This window comes from Nostoc sp., from assembly GCF_036917975.1.
GTDB lineage: Bacteria > Cyanobacteriota > Cyanobacteriia > Cyanobacteriales > Nostocaceae > Nostoc.
In genome coordinates, this window is the sequence record NZ_JBALEJ010000099.1 from 25,899 (window position 1) to 46,622 (window position 20,724).

18 protein-coding genes are annotated in these 20,724 nt (G+C 42.3%); 11 read left to right on the forward strand and 7 right to left on the reverse strand.

What is annotated here, in order from left to right:
* Positions 1-206: 206 nt before the first annotated feature.
* Entirely contained in the window at positions 207-3,245 is a 3,039-nt protein-coding gene (locus V7K76_RS30090; RefSeq protein ID WP_334777865.1) for a GAF domain-containing sensor histidine kinase, read from the reverse strand.
* 370 nt (positions 3,246-3,615) lie between these two features.
* Here V7K76_RS30090 and V7K76_RS30095 point away from each other — a divergent pair, with 370 nt between their 5' ends.
* The 5 genes from V7K76_RS30095 to V7K76_RS30115 all read left to right on the forward strand — a co-directional run bounded on the left by V7K76_RS30095 (position 3,616) and on the right by V7K76_RS30115 (position 7,438).
* Positions 3,616-3,789 (forward strand): hypothetical protein, encoded by a 174-nt coding sequence (locus tag V7K76_RS30095; protein WP_334777866.1) that lies wholly within the window; start codon positions 3,616-3,618, stop codon positions 3,787-3,789.
* A 241-nt stretch (positions 3,790-4,030) separates the two neighbouring features.
* A complete protein-coding gene (murJ, locus tag V7K76_RS30100; protein WP_334777867.1) occupies positions 4,031-5,635 on the forward strand; it encodes a murein biosynthesis integral membrane protein MurJ in 1,605 nt (534 codons plus the stop codon).
* 489 nt (positions 5,636-6,124) lie between these two features.
* Positions 6,125-6,637: an outer membrane beta-barrel protein gene (locus V7K76_RS30105; protein ID WP_334777868.1), complete on the forward strand. Its 513-nt coding sequence runs from the start codon at positions 6,125-6,127 to the stop codon at positions 6,635-6,637.
* Positions 6,638-6,841: 204 nt separating this feature from the next.
* A complete protein-coding gene (locus tag V7K76_RS30110) occupies positions 6,842-7,126 on the forward strand; it encodes a hypothetical protein (RefSeq protein ID WP_334777869.1) in 285 nt (94 codons plus the stop codon).
* Between the two features lie 84 nt (positions 7,127-7,210).
* The gene (locus tag V7K76_RS30115) at positions 7,211-7,438 is read left to right on the forward strand and encodes an NIL domain-containing protein (protein WP_334777964.1); all 228 of its coding nucleotides are present in this window, start codon (positions 7,211-7,213) and stop codon (positions 7,436-7,438) included.
* 71 nt (positions 7,439-7,509) lie between these two features.
* Here the strand turns inward: V7K76_RS30115 and V7K76_RS30120 are convergent, their stop codons facing one another.
* On the reverse strand, positions 7,510-8,187 hold the full coding sequence (locus tag V7K76_RS30120) for a response regulator transcription factor (protein WP_012407592.1): 678 nt from the start codon (positions 8,185-8,187) through the stop codon (positions 7,510-7,512).
* An 889-nt stretch (positions 8,188-9,076) separates the two neighbouring features.
* On the opposite strand from V7K76_RS30120, the gene groES reads away from it, so the two are divergent.
* From groES to V7K76_RS30135, 3 genes are all read left to right on the forward strand, one after another.
* Complete coding sequence (gene groES, locus V7K76_RS30125; RefSeq protein WP_069071443.1) at positions 9,077-9,388, forward strand: co-chaperone GroES; 312 nt, start codon at positions 9,077-9,079, stop codon at positions 9,386-9,388.
* 149 nt (positions 9,389-9,537) lie between these two features.
* Positions 9,538-11,175, forward strand: coding sequence for a chaperonin GroEL (groL, locus tag V7K76_RS30130; protein ID WP_334777870.1), 1,638 nt, complete (start codon positions 9,538-9,540; stop codon positions 11,173-11,175).
* A gap of 240 nt (positions 11,176-11,415) precedes the next feature.
* Positions 11,416-12,177: a DUF4351 domain-containing protein gene (locus tag V7K76_RS30135; RefSeq protein WP_334777871.1), complete on the forward strand. Its 762-nt coding sequence runs from the start codon at positions 11,416-11,418 to the stop codon at positions 12,175-12,177.
* Between the two features lie 84 nt (positions 12,178-12,261).
* On the opposite strand, the gene V7K76_RS30140 is transcribed toward V7K76_RS30135, so the two are convergent.
* Complete coding sequence (locus V7K76_RS30140) at positions 12,262-12,444, reverse strand: type II toxin-antitoxin system HicB family antitoxin (protein WP_334777872.1); 183 nt, start codon at positions 12,442-12,444, stop codon at positions 12,262-12,264.
* A gap of 68 nt (positions 12,445-12,512) precedes the next feature.
* On the opposite strand from V7K76_RS30140, the gene V7K76_RS30145 reads away from it, so the two are divergent.
* Positions 12,513-12,656 carry a hypothetical protein gene (locus V7K76_RS30145; RefSeq protein WP_335030346.1) on the forward strand — a complete coding sequence of 48 codons (144 nt, stop codon included), beginning with the start codon at positions 12,513-12,515 and terminating at the stop codon, positions 12,654-12,656.
* Positions 12,657-12,714: 58 nt separating this feature from the next.
* Here V7K76_RS30145 and V7K76_RS30150 read toward each other — a convergent pair whose 3' ends face one another.
* Both V7K76_RS30150 and V7K76_RS30155 read right to left on the reverse strand, forming a co-directional pair.
* Positions 12,715-13,998 (reverse strand): DHH family phosphoesterase, encoded by a 1,284-nt coding sequence (locus V7K76_RS30150; protein WP_334777873.1) that lies wholly within the window; start codon positions 13,996-13,998, stop codon positions 12,715-12,717.
* A gap of 775 nt (positions 13,999-14,773) precedes the next feature.
* Positions 14,774-15,271, reverse strand: a complete 498-nt coding sequence (locus V7K76_RS30155) for an HNH endonuclease (RefSeq protein ID WP_069070622.1) — start codon at positions 15,269-15,271, stop codon at positions 14,774-14,776.
* Between the two features lie 261 nt (positions 15,272-15,532).
* Between V7K76_RS30155 and alr the strand changes: the two genes are divergently transcribed.
* Together alr and V7K76_RS30165 are read left to right on the forward strand one after the other, a co-directional pair.
* Entirely contained in the window at positions 15,533-16,720 is a 1,188-nt protein-coding gene (alr, locus tag V7K76_RS30160) for an alanine racemase (protein ID WP_334777874.1), read from the forward strand.
* Positions 16,721-17,047: 327 nt separating this feature from the next.
* Positions 17,048-17,446, forward strand: a complete 399-nt coding sequence (locus V7K76_RS30165) for a nuclear transport factor 2 family protein (protein ID WP_334777875.1) — start codon at positions 17,048-17,050, stop codon at positions 17,444-17,446.
* 57 nt (positions 17,447-17,503) lie between these two features.
* On the opposite strand, the gene V7K76_RS30170 is transcribed toward V7K76_RS30165, so the two are convergent.
* On the reverse strand, positions 17,504-17,980 hold the full coding sequence (locus V7K76_RS30170; RefSeq protein WP_334777876.1) for a hypothetical protein: 477 nt from the start codon (positions 17,978-17,980) through the stop codon (positions 17,504-17,506).
* Between the two features lie 182 nt (positions 17,981-18,162).
* Positions 18,163-20,559, reverse strand: a complete 2,397-nt coding sequence (locus V7K76_RS30175; RefSeq protein ID WP_334777877.1) for a hybrid sensor histidine kinase/response regulator — start codon at positions 20,557-20,559, stop codon at positions 18,163-18,165.
* Positions 20,560-20,724 lie beyond the last annotated feature (165 nt).

Genomic DNA, 20,724 nt, shown 5'->3' on the forward strand with positions numbered 1-20,724 from the left:
CAGTTAAGTCCCACGAAAACCTAACCCCCTAACCCCCTTCCCGTGTCGGGAAGGGGGAAAATTCAAAGTCTCTCTCCTTCTAGCTGTAGGGTGTGTTATGCCTTATAGCAACGCACTTGAGATTGTTGACGGTGCGTTGCGCTTGGCGACAACACACCCTGCATTAAAATTCCTTAACATAGCTAGAAATATTAGCACCGACTTACTTAGTTACCACTGGGAATTTCAATTAAAAATTCTGTTCCTTCTCCTGGTTTAGAAGAACATTTAATTTGACCATGATGTTTTTCAACTATTATTTGATAGCTGATAGACAATCCTAACCCTGTACCTTTGCCTGGTGCTTTGGTAGTGAAAAAGGGGTCAAATATGTGCGATCGCACCTCTTCGGGAATCCCAAGACCATTATCAGCTATTCTAATTACAATCTGGTTATTAATGGCTTGCGTACTAATCCAGATAGTCAAGGGTATTATCGGACACGTTTGGGATAATTTCAAATACCTTTGCTGGATAGTTTTAAACTTCTCCTCTAAGGCATCAATACTGTTACTCAAAAGATTCATAAATACTTGATTTAATTGCGCGGGATAGCATTCGAGCAAATGTAAATCAGCATATTCTTTCACAATCTCAATAGCTGGGCGTTCATTATTGTTTTTGAAGCGATGTCCTAAGATTAGTAAAGTACTATCTAAGCCTTCATGAATGTCTACAGGCTTCAATTCAGCCTCATCTGTACGAGAGAAGTTTCGCAGTGATAACACAATCTCACAAATGCGCTCTGTTCCTACTTTCATTGACTCAAGGGTTTTCGGTAAATCTTCAATAAGAAATTCCAAATCAGTCTTGTCAATTTTCTCTTGGACAGTTGGCAATAGAGAGGAGTTTTCTCGATAAAGTTTCACCACCTTTAACAGTTCTTGAGTATATTCATCTAAATGAATCAGATTGCCAAAAATAAAACTGATCGGATTGTTAATCTCATGAGCGACTCCAGCAAGTAGTTGTCCTAAACCTGCCATTTTTTCACCCTGAATTAACCTGGTTTGAGTTTGTTTTAATTCTTGCAGAGTTTGAGTAAGTTCTAAGGTTTGACGTTTAGTTTGTTCGAGCAATTCCGCTTGCTGAATTGCAATTCCCAATTGCACCCCGACTTGAGCAAGTAAATTAATTTCTTCCTCTTTCCAATAACGCGGTTGCGAATTTTGATAAGCAACTAATAATCCCCATAATTTCTCACCTTCCCGAATCGGTACAAAGGTTTCGTTACGCGGAAGTTCGTTATCATCGTCTGTATCCTCAAAAGTTTCTATAATCATTGGTTGGACTTGTACAACAGGTTTCCAACCATCTTTAAAAGAATCTGCCACAAATTTACCACTCCAATCTGGGTTGAAGCGGTAGATTGCAATTCGCTCGACTTCGAGCAACTCTCGCACAGCTTGTGTAGTGGTTCTAAAAATAGTTTTAATATCAAGTGACTGGCGGATTTTATCAATGGTTGCAGCTAGCAGTTCTTGACGTTCCATTGCTTTCTCCCGTTCAGTAGCTTCTGCTAACTGAACAACCTGAATTTGAACTTGCTTTAAATAAGAATCCTGTTTTAATGCGACTCCCAATTGCTCGGCTATTTGACTGGCAAATTCAATTTCAGAGGGTTGCCAATAACGAGGAGCAGTGCATTGGTGAATACACAACAATCCCCAAAGTTCACCTTTTTTTAATAGAGGTGCAACCATATTTGCCCGCACTTGAAATTTCGCTAAAATTTGGACGTAGCAACCGGGATACTTCCCTTGATGAATGTCAGCGATCGCATTGACTCGACCTTGAGAGTAAAGGTGTGCAAAGTTTTCCCCAAAGCAGTAATCATAAACTTTTTCTGCCATTACCGAGTTACACTCAGGCACAAAATCTTCAGAAATAAATTCTCCTTCCCAATCTTTTTGCGGGTCAAAACGAAAGACTGCCACTCGGTCTGCTTGTAGCATTTGCCGTGCCTCGGTGACAGTAGTCTGGAAGATTGTATCTAAATCTAATGACTCCCGAATTCGAGTAATTACGCTAGTTAACGTCTTTTGTTGCTCTGCTTGGTACTGAGCGTGTGCCAGCAACTTATGGTGTCGTAGGGCTACACCAATTTGTGTACCAATTTTACTCAGTGATTCGACTTCATAAGACTGCCACTCTCTGGGTGAGGAATTTTGGTAGGCAGCGATGATTCCCCAAAGTTGATTTCCTTGGAGAATAGGCGCAGTTGCAAAGGCTTTTGCCTGAAATTGCTCCAATAAGGTGATATGGCAGTCTGTTAATCCGGCTTGATAAATGTCATTGACTGTAAATGTCTCGTTGTTAACGTAACGTCCACCTTGCGTCTGTTGTAGATAAGTATCAGCGTAGGCATAGCCCGTCGTAGACATCGTAGGCTCAAAGCCAACTAAAGCAGTCCAGCCTTGAGTAAATGATTCGGCAACAAAGTTACCACTCCAATCGGGATTGAAGCTAAAAATGGCAACTCGATCGGCTTGCAGCAGTTTACGTATTTCTTGAGTTGTGGTTTTAAAAATGGTTTCAATATCAATGGGTGAGCGAATTTCATCAACAATTTTAGCTATTACTTGGTCGCGCTGAACTGCTTGAGCTAATTTTGCAGCTTGCAATTGGACTTCATGGAGATGCTTCGCTTGTTGAATCGCAACGGCAAGATGGTCGGCAATTTGACTAATAAACTCAATTTCTGATTCTTTCCAATTACGAGCCTCACTGCACTGATGAATACAAAGCAATCCCCACAGTTCTTTCTTCCGCGTTAGAGGTACAACAAGATTAGCCTGTACCTGAAATTTACTCAAAATTGCCAGATGACAATCACTCAGTCCCGCCTTGTAAATATCTGCTACTGCTTCCACTTGACCTTCTTGATAACTGGAAGCAAATTGTTCTCCAAAGCAGTAGTTGTAGACCTTCACTGCCATTACTGAGTCCCAGCCAGGTGCAACATCCTCAGAAATAAATTCTCCTTCCCAATCTTTTCCTAGTTCAAACTGCAAGACTGCCACTCGGTCTGCTTGTAGCAATTGACGCACTTGTGTAACGGTCGTTTGAAAAATTGTTTCTAAGTCAAGAGACTCCCGAATTCGCACAATTACACTCGCCAGAGCCTTTTGTTGGTCTAGTTGTTCTTGAAGTTGAGCGCTAGACAAGAGGAGTTGATTTTCTGTGAAATTTGAATTGGGTTCCATTGCTCTGGATTATTTTGTTTTTATACAAGGGTTCCTCACACCAAACTTCACGGGGTTAAAGGGTGTTAAAAATATGACAACCTGCAAATTTTTACAGAGTTTAACTATTTCCCAGAAGATGGTTATTGTTATAGTTCCCCTTTCTCAATCTATCCTCGTAATAAGTTAAAAAATAATTTTGGCTTGTACACAACAAAAGAAAGCTAAGTAGGTAGGCGGGAATAAATCAAACTAAGTTACGAAACGTAAATATGGCTGAAACCTTTACCAATGAAAAATGACAAATGACGACCCCCACCAGTTAACTTTATTTACGCCCACCTACTTAAGTTAGTGTTGCTGGAATAAATCAGAAAAGCGATCTGACCCAATGGCGCTAAGAAAAGCCGAAAGGCTCGTGTCACCTCGTTCCCAGTCTTCAGACTGGGAATGTATTCTCAGAGGCTCTGCCTCTGGTCAAGCCACTGGAGGCGGAGCCTCCCAAAATCGTTTCCCAGCCTGGAGGCTGGGAACCAGTCAGTCCAAGGGGTGTGTCTTAACTTAGTGCCATTCCGATCTGACCCCTTTTGAATCGTTATCTAACTAACTAGCAATTCGCTGTATCATAGCAATCTCAGGAATTTAATTTTGAGCGTAGGCGTAGCCCGCCGTAGGCATCGCTTTGCCAATACCAAGGGTGAAAGCATTTAAAATAACTAATTTGTGGAAATTTACCTGACAGACTGCGAGATTTCAGGTTAAATGTTTTAAAGTATGCACTCTGTAAGAGTTGTCGGGTATTATTCGTGACACAACAAGACCAAAAACCCTCTCGTTCTTTCGCTGGAATTGCTGGCATTGTTGCCGCAGCCACATTAATTAGTAAAGTCTTCGGTTTAGTGCGGCAGCAAGCGATCGCTGCCGCATTTGGTGTTGGCGCTGCTGCCACCGCCTATAGTTATGCCTATATTATTCCTGGCTTTCTATTAATCTTACTTGGTGGCGTCAATGGCCCATTACACAGCGCGCTTGTCAGCGTTTTAGCCAAGCGGCGGCGAGAAGAAGCGGCTCCCCTAGTGGAAACCGTGACAACGCTGGTAGCTGGATTGCTGTTGCTGGTGACAGTTGCTCAAATTTTATTTGCCGATACAATCATTGATTTAGTCGGTCATGGTTTGCAAGAGACAACCAGAGCGATCGCTATTCAACAACTCCGCATTATGGCACCGATGGCTTTATTTGCCGGTTTAATTGGCATTGGCTTTGGTACTCTCAATACAGCCAATCAATATTGGTTACTCTCCATTAGTCCTCTATTATCTAGTATTACCGTTGTTGCTGGTCTTGGTATCTTGGCCATACAACTAGGCAAAGATATTATTAAGCCGGAGTACGCTTTAATCGGTGGAATGGTGTTAGCTTGGGGAACTTTAGCAGGAGCAGTTCTCCAGTGGTTAGTGCAGCTAATTGTCCAGTGGCGGTTAGGATTGGGTACATTACGCCTACGGTTTGAGTTTAAATCCCCAGGCGTTCAAGAAGTAATCAAAATCATGACTCCGGCGACAGTTTCCTCTGGAATGATGCCAATTAATGTTGCCACTGACCTTTATTTTGCTAGTCCTATCCCTGGTGCGGCGGCAGGATTTAACTATGCAAATTTATTAGTCCAAACTCCCTTGGGGATTATTTCTAATATCATTTTACTGCCTCTATTACCAATATTTGCTAAACTTTCCAGCCCCGAAAATTGGCCAGATTTAAAATCACGTATTCGCCAAGGACTCTTACTCACTGCCTTCACCATGCTACCGCTAGGGGCGCTGATGGTGTCGCTATCAGTACCCATTGTGCAGGTGGTATATGAGCGCGGTGCTTTCAAACCAGAAGCCACAGAGCTAGTTTCATCCTTATTAATAGCTTACGGAATTGGGATGTTTGTCTATTTGGGACGTGATGTTTTGGTGCGGGTATTCTACGCCTTAGGAGATGGACAAACACCTTTTCGCATTAGTGTTTTTAACATCTTGCTTAACATTATATTAGATTGGTTTTTTGTGAAACCTTTTGGTGCTCCCGGTTTGGTGTTAGCAACTGTGGGTGTAAATTGCAGTTCAATGTTAATGCTGTTATGGTTACTCGATCGCAAACTCAATGGTTTACCTTGGCGCGAGTGGAGTTTGCCGATTTTGGGTTTGGCTGCTGGTAGCGTGGTAGCTGGGGTAGCAAGCTATGGGACATTGCTTGGTTCTCAGCACTTGTTAGGTAAAACGGGTTTACTGATTCTGGTGTTGCAATTGTGTATATCTGGCTTCGTAGGGATTGCGGTGTTTGCTGCGATCGCTTCATGGCTGAAAATACCAGAGGTGAATATATTTATATCTCGTCTACGTCAGCGCTTTTTGAAGAAATAACTGACGATCAGTCATGGCATCAAAAAATTCTTGCTGTGGGGATGATAGATTAGACATCTCCGAAAAAGAATTGTTTTGACGTAGCAGTGCTACGTCTCTACAAGGGTTCTGGGTAACGCATATTTAATTTCTGGAGATGTCTATTGATTTGGTGCTAGATTTATCTGATATGGTGAGTTGAGAAACTTGGTATCTACAAGTTCTGTGTAGAATTCTTGTGGCTAAGAGGATGTTTGAAAAGTATTGGGCGAATAGAATTCCCTACTACACAAACCAAGTCCACCTGCGTGGACTAATACAAAATCAAGGGTTTTTAACCTGCGGAGGCAGGTTTTGCCTGTGTAGCCGCGATTTCTAATCGCCACCCAAGTGGGTGAGAAATAATTCAGCCACTTGGGTGAACCAGGTGTGCGAGGTTACATTTTGTAAAAAAAGAGATTCTAGTACTAGAGAACATTGATTTTACTTAACTCTAGTGAGAATAATCCTATGAAACTTACAAAATTAGCTGCCTCTGCATTTGCTGTTGCTTCCATTGTTCTTTCGGCTGGTATTGCATCTGCTCAAACCGCAGGTACTAACGGTAACTACATCGGTGCTGGTATTGCGGTTGGTGCAACCAACGGCGGACAAGGAAACGATGAAGCACAAGTTGGTGGTAATATTCAAGGACGGTACGCCGTTCCCAATGCCCCTGTTTCATTGCGGGGTTCTGTGCTGTATGGTGGTGATGCTGCTGCAATTATGCCCATAGTTACTTACGATGCACCCATCGCCAAAAATACTAACGTTTACTTCGGTGGTGGTTATTCTTTTGTAACTGACGAAGGTCAAAGAACCCCATTGGGCAATCAGAATTCACCTGTAGTTACCCTTGGTATTGAATCAGAAGTTAGCAACAATGTCATTGCCTACGGCGATACTAAATTGGGTATTGACGCTTACAGAAATAGTGATGCTGATGCCGTCAGCTTCCAAGCTGGTTTAGGCTATCGCTTCTAGTGATTAAGAGCTAGAAAACGGCTTATTCTTAAGCTAAAGCAATGATGTTTACCAGCCGTAATAGTAATACAATCTTTCATGTCTGAGTATTTATACTCGGACATGAATCATTTTTATTGATGATTTTGATAAGAAATGATATTGGCTAGTATTGATACTTTATTTTAAAGTGAATTAAATACACATACGTATAAGATATTACTCATGAAAAACATTAATCCCATTTCAGAAATAGTTGGTGAAACAACTGATGTGGAATCTTGGCTGATTCGAGCAGGGCTAAGATTTTCAGATTTAGGCGAAGATGCTGAAAGCATTGCAATCCGTAAGCAATGGCGAGAGTACCAAGCCGCAGTTCATAGATGCTGTGTAACCCTACACCAACTACCATCACATGTTCAACTAGGCGGTGACTATGCCAACCTGAGAATACCTGGTGGTGCATCAAGGAATTGTGCGATAGATTGTCGAGTCGTCCCAAGTCCTTAGACCAAGCAGAAAATTGAAAATCTATCAAGTATTAGAAAACTTGAAACAAAATCTATTCAGATAAGGGACTGTATCCAGGTTTGGATTCCTAAAGACTTGAATGAGGAACCAGTCATTTCACGACTGGTTTCTCGCTATGGCATCACAGTCATTATTACTGATGCTCAGGTAAGAGCAAACATGCCAAAATATAGCTGCTTCGATCTGGAACTGCGAGGTACTGTTTCCCAAATTGAAAGCGCCCTAACTTACCTGGATGAACTGGATTTAGAAGTTTTGCACCAATCCAGCCCTGAAGAAGATGGTTGGTAATTAATTTTGGATTTCGGATTTTGGATTTTAGATTGATAATCCAAAATCCAAAATCTAAAATCTAAAATTCACTATGCCATTTGATTTTCAATCGCCCACCGCGCTAATTCAGTGCGGTTGTGGAGATTGGTTTTGCCCAACATATTGGACACATGGCTTTCAACTGTGCGCTGACTAACATTTAGTTCTTCAGCAATTTCACGGTTAGCTAAACCCCTAGCAACAAACTGGACTACTTTCAGTTCAGTTGGGGTTAACTGGACATCGAAGGGAACCTGGATACGGGAACCGTTTTCGCCTCCTTTTGCTTGGTGTTCTTTCCAACGGATAGTTTGTTTCAGCGAGGATTCAACTTGCGCTACGAGTTCTTCTGGTTCAAAGGGTTTGACCATATAAACATCAGCACCTTTATTCAGACCCTTAACTCGGTCTGCACTTTGTCCCTTAGCTGAAAGGAAAAGAACCGGAATCCAACTGGTGCGTTCGTTTTGCCGGACTTGTTCCACAAAAGTATATCCGTCCATTTCCGGCATCATCACATCGCAGATGATCATGTCTGGAACATCTTGCTCTAAAATTTCCAGAGCTTCACGTCCATTTTCGGCGGTGATGACTTCGTATCCCCGGAATTCTAAGTAATCCTTCACCAGCAAGATGAGGTTAGGGTCATCATCAATCAATAGAAGTCGTTTGTGATCTTTCATGCTGGGCTCTTTCATAGCAGTGGCACTTGTCGCGCTTCGGTCCATCAAAGTCTTGAATATTTATCCTCTATGGTGGGTTATTCGAGATGTTGTCCTTTTTCCTACTTAACTTGCCTTTGCTGTCTCGAAGTCTCAAAAATGCCGAACACTTTCAATAGACTAGTAGCTCGATAGCAAAAGTCCAGCAAGGATACGTATAGCAGTAGTATCTATAATGCGCTATTATATATCGCATTGAAAGGGGCGGGGTAAAAAACACTGATAAAATAATAATCCTTCTGACTTACAAGTTAAGTATTGGCTTAAAGATGACCCTACCTCAAAACCAACCCGCACTTTCTTTAAGCTTACTGCCATAACATATCCTTCGGTTGTTAAGCCTCTATAAGGAGTTCACAAGAAACTAGGGAAGTTTTTGGCAAAGGATGGGTTAAAAACGCATATTTTTTTACCACCTTATTGCCTATTCAGTGTTCTTGGATCATCCACAAGCTAACTTCCGGGTTTACTTGGCGACACCATCAGTGTAAACCACCATTATGAGTCTAGAACAAGAAACACGCAAGCAGTTGGCTTTTTTTGATGGCTGGACTGGATCACTGTGTTGTTATTCATCGAGCAGATCCCTTTTCCAAGCTTTGAAAATTGGGGATTGGGGACTGGGGGGATGACGAAAATAATGAGGTAATATTTTCTCCCTCTGCTCCCTGCTCCCTCCTCCCCTGCTTCCTCTTCCCTACTCTCCACTCTCTACTCTCTTCGTAGCTTACAGAACAAAACCTGAAAGGTAGAAATAATTAAGCATTTATACTTAAGTACATCTATGACCCTCTAGTTCGGGAACCCGTACTCAAGGGATTCTTGTCATTGGACGCCACTTTTAGGTAGATTAGCACTCAGGAGTTGAGAGTGCTAAACTCTGGAGAAAATAATTATGGCAGCTTTATCTCTAAGCGTTTCTACAGTTAAACCTCTAAGCGATCGCGTTTTCGTAAAAGTGAACGCCTCAGAGGAAAAGACCGCAGGTGGTCTGTATTTGCCCGACACAGCCAAAGAAAAGCCCCAGGTTGGGGAAGTGGTTGCCCTTGGCCCTGGCAAGCGTAATGACGACGGTAGCCGTCAAGAATTGGAAATTAAAGTCGGCGATAAGGTGTTGTACTCCAAGTACGCTGGCACTGATATCAAGCTGGGCACCGAAGAATATGTACTGCTTTCTGAAAAAGATATTTTAGCAGTTGTTATCTAGTGGGTTATGAGGGCTATGGGTTATCAGGTATGGGTTATGGCAGATGGGAAAAATGCCCAATCCCCAATCCCCAATCCCCAATCCCCAATCCCCAATCCCTAATACCCAATTCAAGAAAAAATTGACCTAATCCCTGGATTTAGACACCTATGGCAAAGCGCATTATCTACAACGAAAACGCCCGTCGCGCCCTAGAGCGAGGCATTGACATTCTGGCTGAGGCTGTAGCTGTTACCCTTGGCCCCAAAGGTCGTAACGTAGTTCTAGAAAAGAAATTTGGCGCACCACAAATTGTCAATGACGGTGTGACGATCGCCAAAGAAATCGAATTAGAAGATCATATTGAAAACACTGGTGTAGCTTTGATTCGTCAAGCTGCTTCTAAGACTAATGATGCTGCGGGCGATGGTACTACCACTGCTACCGTTTTAGCTCATGCGATCGTCAAAGAAGGCTTGCGGAACGTTGCAGCTGGTGCTAACGCAATTTCCCTCAAGCGCGGTATTGACAAAGCTACTGCCTTCCTAGTAGAAAAAATCAAAGAACACGCCCGTCCAGTGGAAGATTCCAAAGCCATTGCCCAAGTTGGTGCGATCTCGGCTGGTAATGACGAAGAAGTTGGTCAGATGATTGCCCAAGCAATGGACAAGGTGGGCAAGGAAGGCGTAATTTCCCTAGAAGAAGGGAAATCTATGTTCACCGAGTTGGAAATCACTGAAGGGATGCGCTTTGACAAAGGCTACATCTCTCCTTATTTCGCTACCGACCCTGAGCGGATGGAAGCGGTTTTTGATGAGCCTTTCATACTGCTGACCGATAAGAAAATTGCTTTGGTACAAGACCTCGTACCAGTGTTAGAGCAAGTAGCTCGTGCTGGTCGTCCTTTGGTGATTATCGCCGAAGATATTGAAAAAGAAGCTTTGGCAACCTTGGTAGTAAACCGTTTACGCGGTGTACTCAACGTGGCTGCTGTTAAGGCTCCTGGCTTTGGCGATCGCCGCAAAGCACTACTAGAAGACATTGCTGTTTTAACTGGTGGTCAACTAATTACCGAAGATGCTGGTTTGAAGCTAGATAACACCAAGCTGGATAGCCTGGGTAAAGCTCGCCGGATCACCATCACCAAGGACAGCACTACAATTGTTGCCGAAGGTAACGAAGCTGCTGTTAAGGCTCGTGTAGAACAGATTCGTCGTCAAATCGATGAAACCGAATCTTCTTACGACAAAGAGAAATTACAAGAGCGTCTTGCTAAACTCTCTGGTGGTGTCGCTGTAGTGAAAGTGGGTGCAGCGACCGAAACCGAAATGAAAGACAAGAAATTGCGTCTAGAAGACGCTATCAACGCCACCAAAGCTGCTGTGGAAGAAGGTATCGTTCCTGGCGGTGGTACAACTCTGGCTCACCTGGCTCCTGAATTGGAAGTTTGGGCAAAGAGCAATCTTAAGGATGAAGAGTTGATTGGTGCGTTGATTGTCGTTCGCGCCTTACCTGCACCTCTGAAGCGGATTGCTGAAAACGCCGGTCAGAATGGTGCTGTGATCGCTGAACGCGTGAAAGAGAAAGAATTCAACGTTGGCTACAATGCTGCAACAAACGAATTCGTCGATTTGTTAGAGGCTGGTATTGTTGACCCTGCAAAAGTGACTCGTTCTGCTCTGCAAAACGCTGCTTCCATCGCGGGCATGGTGTTGACAACCGAATGTATTATAGTTGACAAGCCTGAGCCTAAGGATGGCGCTCCTGCTGGCGCTGGTGCTGGTGGCGGTGGCGACTTCGATTACTAATACTTTGTAGTTACATAATTTGTAAAATAGCTACTTCCCTTGTGGAGGTGGCTGTTTTTTTGTGTCAGTAGAAGAGGAAGACGGTGAGTTACGACAACGCTTGTATACTAAAGACGGGTTGCAGCTTTAGTTTTAAAATCGCCAATAGTATTGATATACAAAGATTTTTGCCTGGGCAAAAGTCTAGCAATCATCCGTTTTTAGTATAAATATTTAGCTGAACAGTATCCAGCCGAGTTTGTGCGTTGGTTACTTGGGATAGAGGTGCAACAAATTGAAGTCTTAAAAACGGAACTGACGCTTGAACCAATTCGCGCGGATTCTGTGACATTTTTGCAAGCAGCTAACCAAATTTTGCACATTGAATTTCAAACTTTGGCGAAATCCAATCCGGCGCTTAATTTCCGAATGCTCGATTATTCTGTGAGGCTGAAGCGCCAATACCGTTGTTCTGTAGTGCAAGTACTAATCTTTTTGCAGGAAACTACTAACGAAATGGCTTTTACCGAAGAATATCGGGACAACACAACGATTCACCAATATCAGGTTGTTCGTCTTTGGGAGCAAGATTCAACACTATTTTTAGTTAATCCGGCGCTGTTACCTTTAGCAAGTTTGACGCGAACTGACTCGCCGCAAACTTTGTTGGCACAAGTGGCTGAACAAGTGGCTACAATTCCAGATAGGGAGGAGCGACAAAATATTGCAGGTTGTGTAGAAATTCTGGCGGGTTTGCGGTTTGAAAAGGATTTGGTTCGGCAATTTTTACGGGAGGATATTATGAAAGAGTCTGTAATTTATCAAGATATCGTTCAAAAGGAAGCGTTTAAATTGATTAGTCGTCTACTTAAACGGCGTTTTGGTGATATTGATGGCTCATTAGTTGAGCAGATTCGTAATTTATCTGCTGAACAGTTAGAGAATTTGGGAGAGGCGTTGTTGGATTTTTCGGAAGTTGCTGTTACTTCAACAATTGCAGTGCAGTGGAAATTTTACAGTTAAACAAGATGAGCGTTCAGCTAGAATCAAAAAATTCTACTAGTTGACATGGCAAACTTAACTTAGTATCTGCTGATTGCCAAAATTTCACCCAGGTAATTTACAATCACCATACTGTAATTTCATTAATTTAATCACTACATCACGAGCAATTTCTAAAGTTTCAGAAACAGTCCGTCCTTGAGCTACTAAACCTTGAAGCTCATCAGATGTTGCTAAATAAACGCCTTCAGGTAATTTCTCAATATGGATGTTTAGCAATCTTTCCATTATTGTATGTAAATGTTACTGTTTAGAGCGGTTTAATTGTTATGATATCGCTTTTCTGAAGTACAGCGATGTCTTCGACGGGCTACGCCTACGCTCTCGTTTCCAGCCGGAGGCTGGAAATGCAACTCAAAAGCGGCAGAGCCGCCAGTAAGAGAGGCGGCAGCCCCAAAGACCAGCATTCACAGTCGGAGACTGGGAACGAGGCAATCTAAAAGCAAGTCTAGAACCAGCTTTCACGTTAAGTTGATACCAATGATCCTTGAGTTCCCTCTACTCCGACTGAATCGGGTTGTCTCTCGGATTAACTAACCTCAACAATTTTTGCTTAATTTGAGCGTCGAATACTTCCCATTTCATTTTTGCATAAGCGGAATTTTCGTTGCTGCCAGATAAGAAGCCCATCGGAATTTCAAAGCCACCTGCGCTTGTTCTTCCACCGCCGAAAAAGCGCCCTGCACTATCTTGTCCAAAAGCTTCTTTGATGAATTCATCGGGGTCAAGGGTAAGTTTACTGGTTCTCAGGGAACCAATGACTATTTCTAGTTCTTCATTTTCATCGTGAACAATGCCGTAAACTACGGCGGTGTGAACGTTTTCTTCGGTGACGAGAAAATCAGCCGCTTGGGGGATGGCGTCACGGTCTTCGTAGCGTAAATAACCAACACCAGCAATGGAAAAGTTATTTTGGACGATGCGATTTTTTAGCGATCGCTCGATCACATCCATTACCCGCTTGGAACGGTTGGCCTGTAAAATGGCATTCAGCAGTTGGGCGTCATAAAATCGGCTTAAATACGCAGCTGCCATAAAGTCTTCTTCTTGCGCTTGCATCAGCCGATTTGTATCCGATCGCAAGCCGTGCATCAAGGCAGTAGCACATTTGACGTGTTGATTTATGCTGCTATCTAATGCTAATAATCCCGTTTGGAGGTATTGAGTAAAAATTGTTGCCGTCGCTCTTACATAAGGACGGATATCCTCAAACTCTGAGTGGAGATCGCCTTGGATACTGTGATGGTCGATGAGTACTACTAGGGGAATTTTAGCTTGCTGCACCGATGAAAGTAGCTGTGAAGTGGTTCCCTGGTTATCAATTAAGACAAAACCTTGATAAGATGACAAATCTTTGGTTTTCAAGGTTTGCATTGTCCAGCGTTGGATCGGTAAGTTCGTCAGTCTTACCAAGGCAATATTCTCTTGATGGCTCAATGCACCAGCATAAATTATTTCACATTTGATATCATATTGCTGGGCAATTAACTGATAGGCCCAAGCACAGGAGAGGGCATCAGGATCGGGAAAATCTTGCAGAATTACCAGCTGGCGATCGTGTCGGTGTGCCAAAAGGGTTTTTTGCAGTTCTTCTGCTTTTTGTTGTGCCAGCGAATTACCACGCTGATTGAGATATATAGCCCCATCACCTACCGATGGCGATAATGGCGGACTCTTAAATGCAACTTCCACTGGCGTTTTCTCGATTTCAGGTTCCTCTGGGTTTGGCTCTGTGATCAACGACAAACTCTCAAACTGAGTAACGGGAGAATTAAAGTACATAGGGAACTTTTTTAAAGTGTGAGGCTCCTTTAATTCAGAAATACTACGAGCAGCAATTCACTGAATTTAGCCACATTATTATGATCTTCGCAAAAATATCAAAACATTGCACTATATATCTAAGTATATTTTTTGTCAGTAACAGCGCTTAACATCAATTAAATTCCACTAAAGGGCATACAGCAAGTAAGTTGACTGGCAGCATAAATCTGTTTTAGGGGCTTTTTTCTCTTTCGTAAATTTGATCGGCGGGATTTTTCTCTGACTTAGGATATACTTTCTATCTTATACTTTAGGATTAGTCTTTGATATTTTAAATATTCTTATGCTTAATATTCCCATTATTGTGACTATTAAGCAATTAACAATTATTTTTTTTTGATGAACAATGTGTGTTTATATCCCCTTTGAAAATTCTGATCGTTCAGAGCAAAGCCTAATGGAAAAAGGCACAAGACAGGAGGGTGAAAGAATGACTGGGGATTGGGGATTGGGGACTGGGGATTGGGGATTAGGGATTGGGGATTAGGGATTGGGGATTGGGGATTGGGGATTGGGGACTGGGGACTGTTATTTTTACTCAGCACTCAGCATTCAGCACTCAGCACTTTCAAGGCAGGGATGAGGAGCAAAGGGAAAACTCATACACAAATTTAGAGGCTTGAGCGAGCGTTGAAGCACTCTGCTTCTTTGCAAGCTATAGAGCCGCTAATTTTTTAACATTCCATAACTTTAGTTATTGGCTCTTTCCCCTCTGTTCCTCTGCTTTTTTTGCTCAAAGACCTATGACATACTTTTGCCATTCTGTATGCAGTCCACTCTTAAGATGCTTGCTGACCTCGAAATAGAGACTGCTATAAGGTTGGCGGGGAGGATGACGCAAAGGCATGTGGGCTTCGTGGGGAGTCCGACTACCTTTTTTGACATTGCAACGGACACAAGCGGTAACAATGTTTTCCCAGGTATCGCCGCCGCCGCGCGATCGCGGTATTACATGATCTAGGGTCAACTCATCACCTGTGTAACCACAGTATTGACAGGCATGACCATCACGGTGCAATATATTTCGGCGAGTCAGAGGAATTTCTTTATAAGGAACGCGTACGTAATGACGCAACCGGATCACGGTCGGCAACGGGAAATCCGAGTACAGAAATTTACCGTTGTGTTCCACGCGTTCTGCTTTGCCCTTGATTAAAAGAACTACAGCGCGACGCCAACTCGTTATGTTGAGAGGTTCGTAAGAGGCGTTTAAGACTAAAACTTTCCCCATTATTTGCGCTCAGGGTATGAGTTTTACAATATATTAACACAAATACACCCTGCGAGGGAGATGAGAATAAATTATACTTTCGGGAGAATTTGGAAATTAAGTTAGGACTCTCAACTCCTAACTTTTACTTTAGTGCTGCAACATCTTGTATCAATTCCAATATGAAGGTTAAACTTCCTATTTAATCTGATCTCGCTTTTAGGAGCGTGTATAGATAGATAATTTGAAAGTCTAGCCGTGGTGGGATAGGAGTCAGTACAAATGTTAAGTGGCAAAGGAATCCCTGGTGTAGTTACAGATCAGCAGTGCGACACCTACGCGTGGTTTTCGCAACGAGCTTGGGTAGAAATTGATTTAGGGGCGTTGTCGTACAATGTACAGCAATTGGTACGGTTTTTATCGCCGCGTACCCAGTTGATGGCAGTAGTCAAAGCTGATGCCTATGGACATGGTGCGGTGACAGTCGCCCAAACCGTAATCCAATCGGGAGCTAGTTGGCTGGGAGTGGCTACAGTTCCAGAAGCTATTCAATTGCGAGAAGGCGGGATTCAAGCGCCCATTTTGATTTTAGGGGCAACTCATACACCAGAACAGATTCATGCGATCGCACATTGGAAACTCCAGCCCACACTCTGTAATCCTAAACAAGCTTTAGTATTTTCTGATACTCTGGAATCCATGAATTATGGTTCTCCAATACCCGTACATATCAAATTAGACACGGGAATGTCGAGGTTGGGAACTAATTGGCAACAAGCTGGCGAATTTGTGCAATTAGTACAGCGTTTACCACATCTTGAGATTGCCAGTATTTATTCTCATTTGGCAACAGCAGACGATATTGATACTACGGTAATGGAAGAACAGCATAGACGATTTGAGGATGCGATCGCTCAAATCAAAGCAATGGGAATTCAAGTACCCTGCTTGCACTTGGCCAACTCAGCCGCCGCACTCACAAATCCGGCATTGCACTACGACATTGTGCGAGTAGGTTTAGCCGTTTACGGACTCTACCCAGCACCGCATTTACAAAATGCGATCGACCTCAAGCCCGTTTTGGAACTTAGGGCACGAGTTACCCAAGTTAAAACAATTGCCGCAGGAACAGCTGTTAGTTACGGTCATAAATTTATTGCCCCGCGTGAACTTCGCCTCGCCGTAGTGGGAATTGGCTATGCTGACGGTGTTCCTCGCGGTCTTTCCAACAAGATGCAGGTGTTAATTCGCGGTCAGCGAGTGTCGCAAATCGGGACAATTACAATGGATCAGTTGATGCTGGATGTGAGTGCCATACCTAATATCCAAGAAGGAGAAGTAGTCACCTTACTAGGGGAACAGGGAAAAGAACAAATTTCAGCCGATGATTGGGCAAAGCAACTAAATACTATTTCCTGGGAAATTCTCTGCGGTTTCAAGCATCGTCTGCCTCGTGTTGCGGTTATGTAATTGAGTATGGGGCATTGGGCATTGTTATTCTGCCCCTACTCCCCATTGGTGTCAACTTAAGCTGGAAATAGCTTAACTGTTGGCTTCCATGCCCGCCAGGGAATTTCAATTCCCGGCGGACAAGCGGTTTCGCGTTAAATTGACACTAATGGGCAGTACCGTACCCTTACGGGTGTACCTTACGCTTGTCGGGAAATGCTATATCTAGTACAACACGGCGCAAATAAACCACCCATTTAGAATAGCTAGAAAGCTTACAAAATAAGCCTTCTTTCTTTTTACTTTTGCCTTTTTACTTTTACCTTCTTGTACTAGTTGGGAGTGAGAATGACACAAGATTCAGAAAATACTTTAAAAGTTGCTCGGCAGGCATTTGATAATCTTACACACGGCATGTCAACTGGGGAGTGGGAAGCTTTATTAGATATGCTCACAGAAGATTTTACCCTTTGGTTTCCAATGGGTAAATTTCACGGTTTAAATGTGGGAAAAGAGCGAGCTAGAGAGTTTTTCGAGTACGTTTTTGAATCTTTTAGTCCTGGGTTGAAGCTGACTGGTCTAGACCGTGTTACAAGTAATGAAACGACTGCTGTCTTTGAGTTTCGGGACGAAGGCCCTTTATTCGGACAGCCCTACAAAAATCGGGTAGCAGTCTCTTTTGATGTGCGCGGAGACAAAATTTGTGGCTATAGAGAATACTTTGGCAGTGATGGTAAATCATATTAAATAATTCGTAATTCGTAATTCGTAATTCGTAATTATGAATTATTTAATTTAGTTTTATTAATTTCTCTCAGGGTTGAGTTCGTTGATTTCTTTGCACTTAGCCTCTGCGGCTTGATATGCCGTCAAATAGTCTTGACCACCTAACATTACATCACCATAATATTCATAAGGTGGATCGCCATAGATTGGCAATGGGTCATCTTCGGGATAATCTTCTTTTGATTCTTCAATGATGGCTTTCAGTTTTTTAATAGTCAGACTATGTGCTGCAAAATACCAGAGTTCTTGGGGATCTTTGTTCAGATGCGGTAATGTAGGATCGATAATACGGATATCAGAAGCGTCGCCTACTTCAATCCAACTGTGTTCAACAGGTCTGTATGGCTTCCCAGCAAAAGCCAAAAATCCCTGAATATATCTTGCTCCTTCAGTGGACAATGCAGCTTTGTAAGCATTATCAAACGGAGTACTAGCTCTGCTGTTTATCAGTTCAGCAATTTTGATTGACAGCGTTTCATCCAATAGTTTGTTCATCAATAGCAAGGATTAGAGCAGCCATGAGAATATATTACCACTGCTCTTGCCTGAAGATTCAGGGAGCAGCAGGGGGCAGGGAGCAGGTGAGGATGAGGGAGATGAAGGAAATAATCAATCCCCAGTCCCCAGTCCCCAGTCCCCAGTCCCCAGTCCCCAGTCCCCAGTCCCTAGTCCCCAATCTACTTTGTACTAATCACCATCTGTAAATTTATTAACAAGTCGCTTGAAGTGTAGGGTTTAGACAAAAGGGTTTTGACACTATTACCAAGGTTTTTAATCATTTCATGATTAAAGGCTAATCCACTAACACCAATAACTTTGATGTCTGGATTAATTTTTTTTAAAACATTGATAGTTGTTGGCCCATCCATATATGGCATCATCATATCAACCAACACCACACTAATTTCTTGTTGATGTTCTGCGTATAGTGCGATCGCATCAATACCATCACTAGCTACTAAAACTCTATAGGCATTTTTTTCTAACCAGGTTTGAGTCACCTCTCGAATTGAATCTTCATCATCAACAACAAGAATCAATTCTCCATGTCCTGCTGGTAATTCCTGATTTTCAGCCAGTTTCTCATCTGTATCAATTGTCTGCGTTACGGGTAGGCAAACTTGAAACTCAGTGCCTTTGCCCACTTCAGTAACTACATTCACAAAACCGCTATGGCTTTTGATAATGCCAAGCACTGTTGAAAGACCAAGCCCTGTACCTTTACCCAGTTCCTTTGTTGTGAAAAATGGCTCAAAAATTCTATCTACTATTTCTCTGGCAATTCCTGTACCTGTATCACAGATACCAATCATCACGTAAGAACCGACCTTAGCATCAATATTCATTCGGGCATAGTAGCTATCAACCCAGAAATTCTTCGCATAAATCTTGAGGATACCGCCATTAGGCATAGCATCACGAGCATTAATACAGAGATTCATTAGTACTTGGTGTAGCTGAGTAGCATCGCCAAAGATATTCCACAGGTTTTGCCCAGGAACATCAATGCGGATTTCAATCGCTCTGGAAAATGTTTGCTTAACAATATTTTCAATTTCAGAAATTATATTCTCTACCTGTAAGGGTTTAAAGTTACCTACAGAGCCGCGTGAAAACCACAGCACTTGTTTAACTAAATCTGCTGCACGTTTAACATTTGTTTCCATGATTGTCAGCCATTGCTGACTTTTTTCATCCGGGAGCTTTGCTTCTAAAAGTTGTACTGTCATCATTATGGGAGTCAGTGCATTATTAAGATCGTGGGCAATGCCACTTGCTAGAGTGCCAAGACTCTCCATTCGCTGGGCCCGGAGAAACTGCACTTCGAGTTGTTTTTTCTCTGTAATGTCGGAGTTGACAATCAGGATGGATTTAGCTTGTCTCTCATCATCATTTACTAATGTCCAGCGACTAGCAATAATTATCTCTTTACTTTGTTTTGTAACTTGATGTAACTCACCTTGCCATGAACCACTCTCAGCTAAAGTTTTCTGGATATTTTTCAGGTCGCAAAGACTTTGCTTTCGATACAAAAGTTGATTGGCATTCTTGCCTATTGCTTCTTCTGCCATCCAACCGTAGAGATGTTCAGCTCCTTTATTCCAAAATTGAATTTGGTCAACCAAATTTTGAACGATAATCGCGTCTGTGGTGATATCAAGTAAAGCTGCTTGCTCACGGATTTTTTGTTCTGCTTCTTTACGTTCGCGCAGCGCGGCTTGTTGTTCGGTAATATCAATTATAAAGCCCGCCATTCTAGCAACTTTCTCTGTAGAGTCTAAAAAGATATACCCGTTGTCTTCAACTGTGATGTAAGTACCATTTTTGCAACATACCCGAAATTCAAGATGGAATCGTTCTTTTGTAGTTAAAACACGTTTAACTTCTTCGTTAAAGAAGTTTCTATCATCAGGATGAATCAACTCTAACCAACGATTCAAACCTCCTAACATCTCAGGTATAGAGTAACCTAATATTCCCTCTACATTACCACCGTATTGAATATCATTGGTATGCAGATGCCAGTCATAGAGAATCTGACCACTCGCTTGAATTAGTGCATGATATCTATTGTTCCATTCATCTAAGGCATCTGAATGACATCGCAGTTTTTCTTCTACCTGCTGCCGCTCCAAGATTTCCATCTCTAAACGTTTATTTTGCTCTGTAAGTGTTTTTGTCAGGTTTCGTAAACGTAAATGCGTATTTATTCTAGCTAAAACCTCTTCATGTTCTAGAGGTTTAGTGATGTAATCTACTGCGCCAAGATTCAAACCCCTGACTTTATCCACCTTGTCACTCATGGCAGTGATAAATATTATGGGTATATCTTGAGTAACTGGATTTGCTTTCAAAAGCCGACAGGTTTCAAAACCATCGATTACTGGCATTAATATATCTAATAAAATTAAATTAGGTAAGGCATATTCTGCCATACCAACGGCATTTCTCCCATTGTCGGTTACTAAAACTTTAAAGCCGTAATACTCTAATAAATCGATCAATAACTGTAAGTTAATCGGGTTATCATCAACTATTAAAATTACGTCTTTTTCATTATTATGAAAATTCATAATTGCCTCTTATAATTTTTTTTAAAACTTCTCGAACTTGTTTGCCTTTAAAATAAAATATTTGGCACTATAAAATAGAGCTTATAGCTTGGAAATACAAGTATCTGATATGTGCATAAAAATACATAGCCTCTGAGTTATAGCACTGCAAATTGTAAGTAGTGC

Excerpts from the sequence above, each read along its gene's own strand:
- alr (WP_334777874.1), top strand. The coding sequence starts at position 15,533 with ATGTTAAGTGGCAAAGGAATCCCTGGTGTAGTTACAGATCAGCAGTGC.
- V7K76_RS30150 (WP_334777873.1), bottom strand. The coding sequence starts at position 13,998 with ATGTACTTTAATTCTCCCGTTACTCAGTTTGAGAGTTTGTCGTTGATC.
- V7K76_RS30105 (WP_334777868.1), top strand. The coding sequence starts at position 6,125 with ATGAAACTTACAAAATTAGCTGCCTCTGCATTTGCTGTTGCTTCCATT.
- V7K76_RS30165 (WP_334777875.1), top strand. The coding sequence starts at position 17,048 with ATGACACAAGATTCAGAAAATACTTTAAAAGTTGCTCGGCAGGCATTT.
- V7K76_RS30095 (WP_334777866.1), top strand. The coding sequence starts at position 3,616 with ATGGCGCTAAGAAAAGCCGAAAGGCTCGTGTCACCTCGTTCCCAGTCT.
- groES (WP_069071443.1), top strand. The coding sequence starts at position 9,077 with ATGGCAGCTTTATCTCTAAGCGTTTCTACAGTTAAACCTCTAAGCGAT.
- V7K76_RS30120 (WP_012407592.1), bottom strand. The coding sequence starts at position 8,187 with ATGGACCGAAGCGCGACAAGTGCCACTGCTATGAAAGAGCCCAGCATG.
- V7K76_RS30090 (WP_334777865.1), bottom strand. The coding sequence starts at position 3,245 with ATGGAACCCAATTCAAATTTCACAGAAAATCAACTCCTCTTGTCTAGC.
- V7K76_RS30170 (WP_334777876.1), bottom strand. The coding sequence starts at position 17,980 with ATGAACAAACTATTGGATGAAACGCTGTCAATCAAAATTGCTGAACTG.
- V7K76_RS30140 (WP_334777872.1), bottom strand. The coding sequence starts at position 12,444 with ATGGAAAGATTGCTAAACATCCATATTGAGAAATTACCTGAAGGCGTT.
- groL (WP_334777870.1), top strand. The coding sequence starts at position 9,538 with ATGGCAAAGCGCATTATCTACAACGAAAACGCCCGTCGCGCCCTAGAG.
- V7K76_RS30145 (WP_335030346.1), top strand. The coding sequence starts at position 12,513 with ATGTCTTCGACGGGCTACGCCTACGCTCTCGTTTCCAGCCGGAGGCTG.
- V7K76_RS30110 (WP_334777869.1), top strand. The coding sequence starts at position 6,842 with ATGAAAAACATTAATCCCATTTCAGAAATAGTTGGTGAAACAACTGAT.
- V7K76_RS30155 (WP_069070622.1), bottom strand. The coding sequence starts at position 15,271 with ATGGGGAAAGTTTTAGTCTTAAACGCCTCTTACGAACCTCTCAACATA.
- V7K76_RS30175 (WP_334777877.1), bottom strand. The coding sequence starts at position 20,559 with ATGAATTTTCATAATAATGAAAAAGACGTAATTTTAATAGTTGATGAT.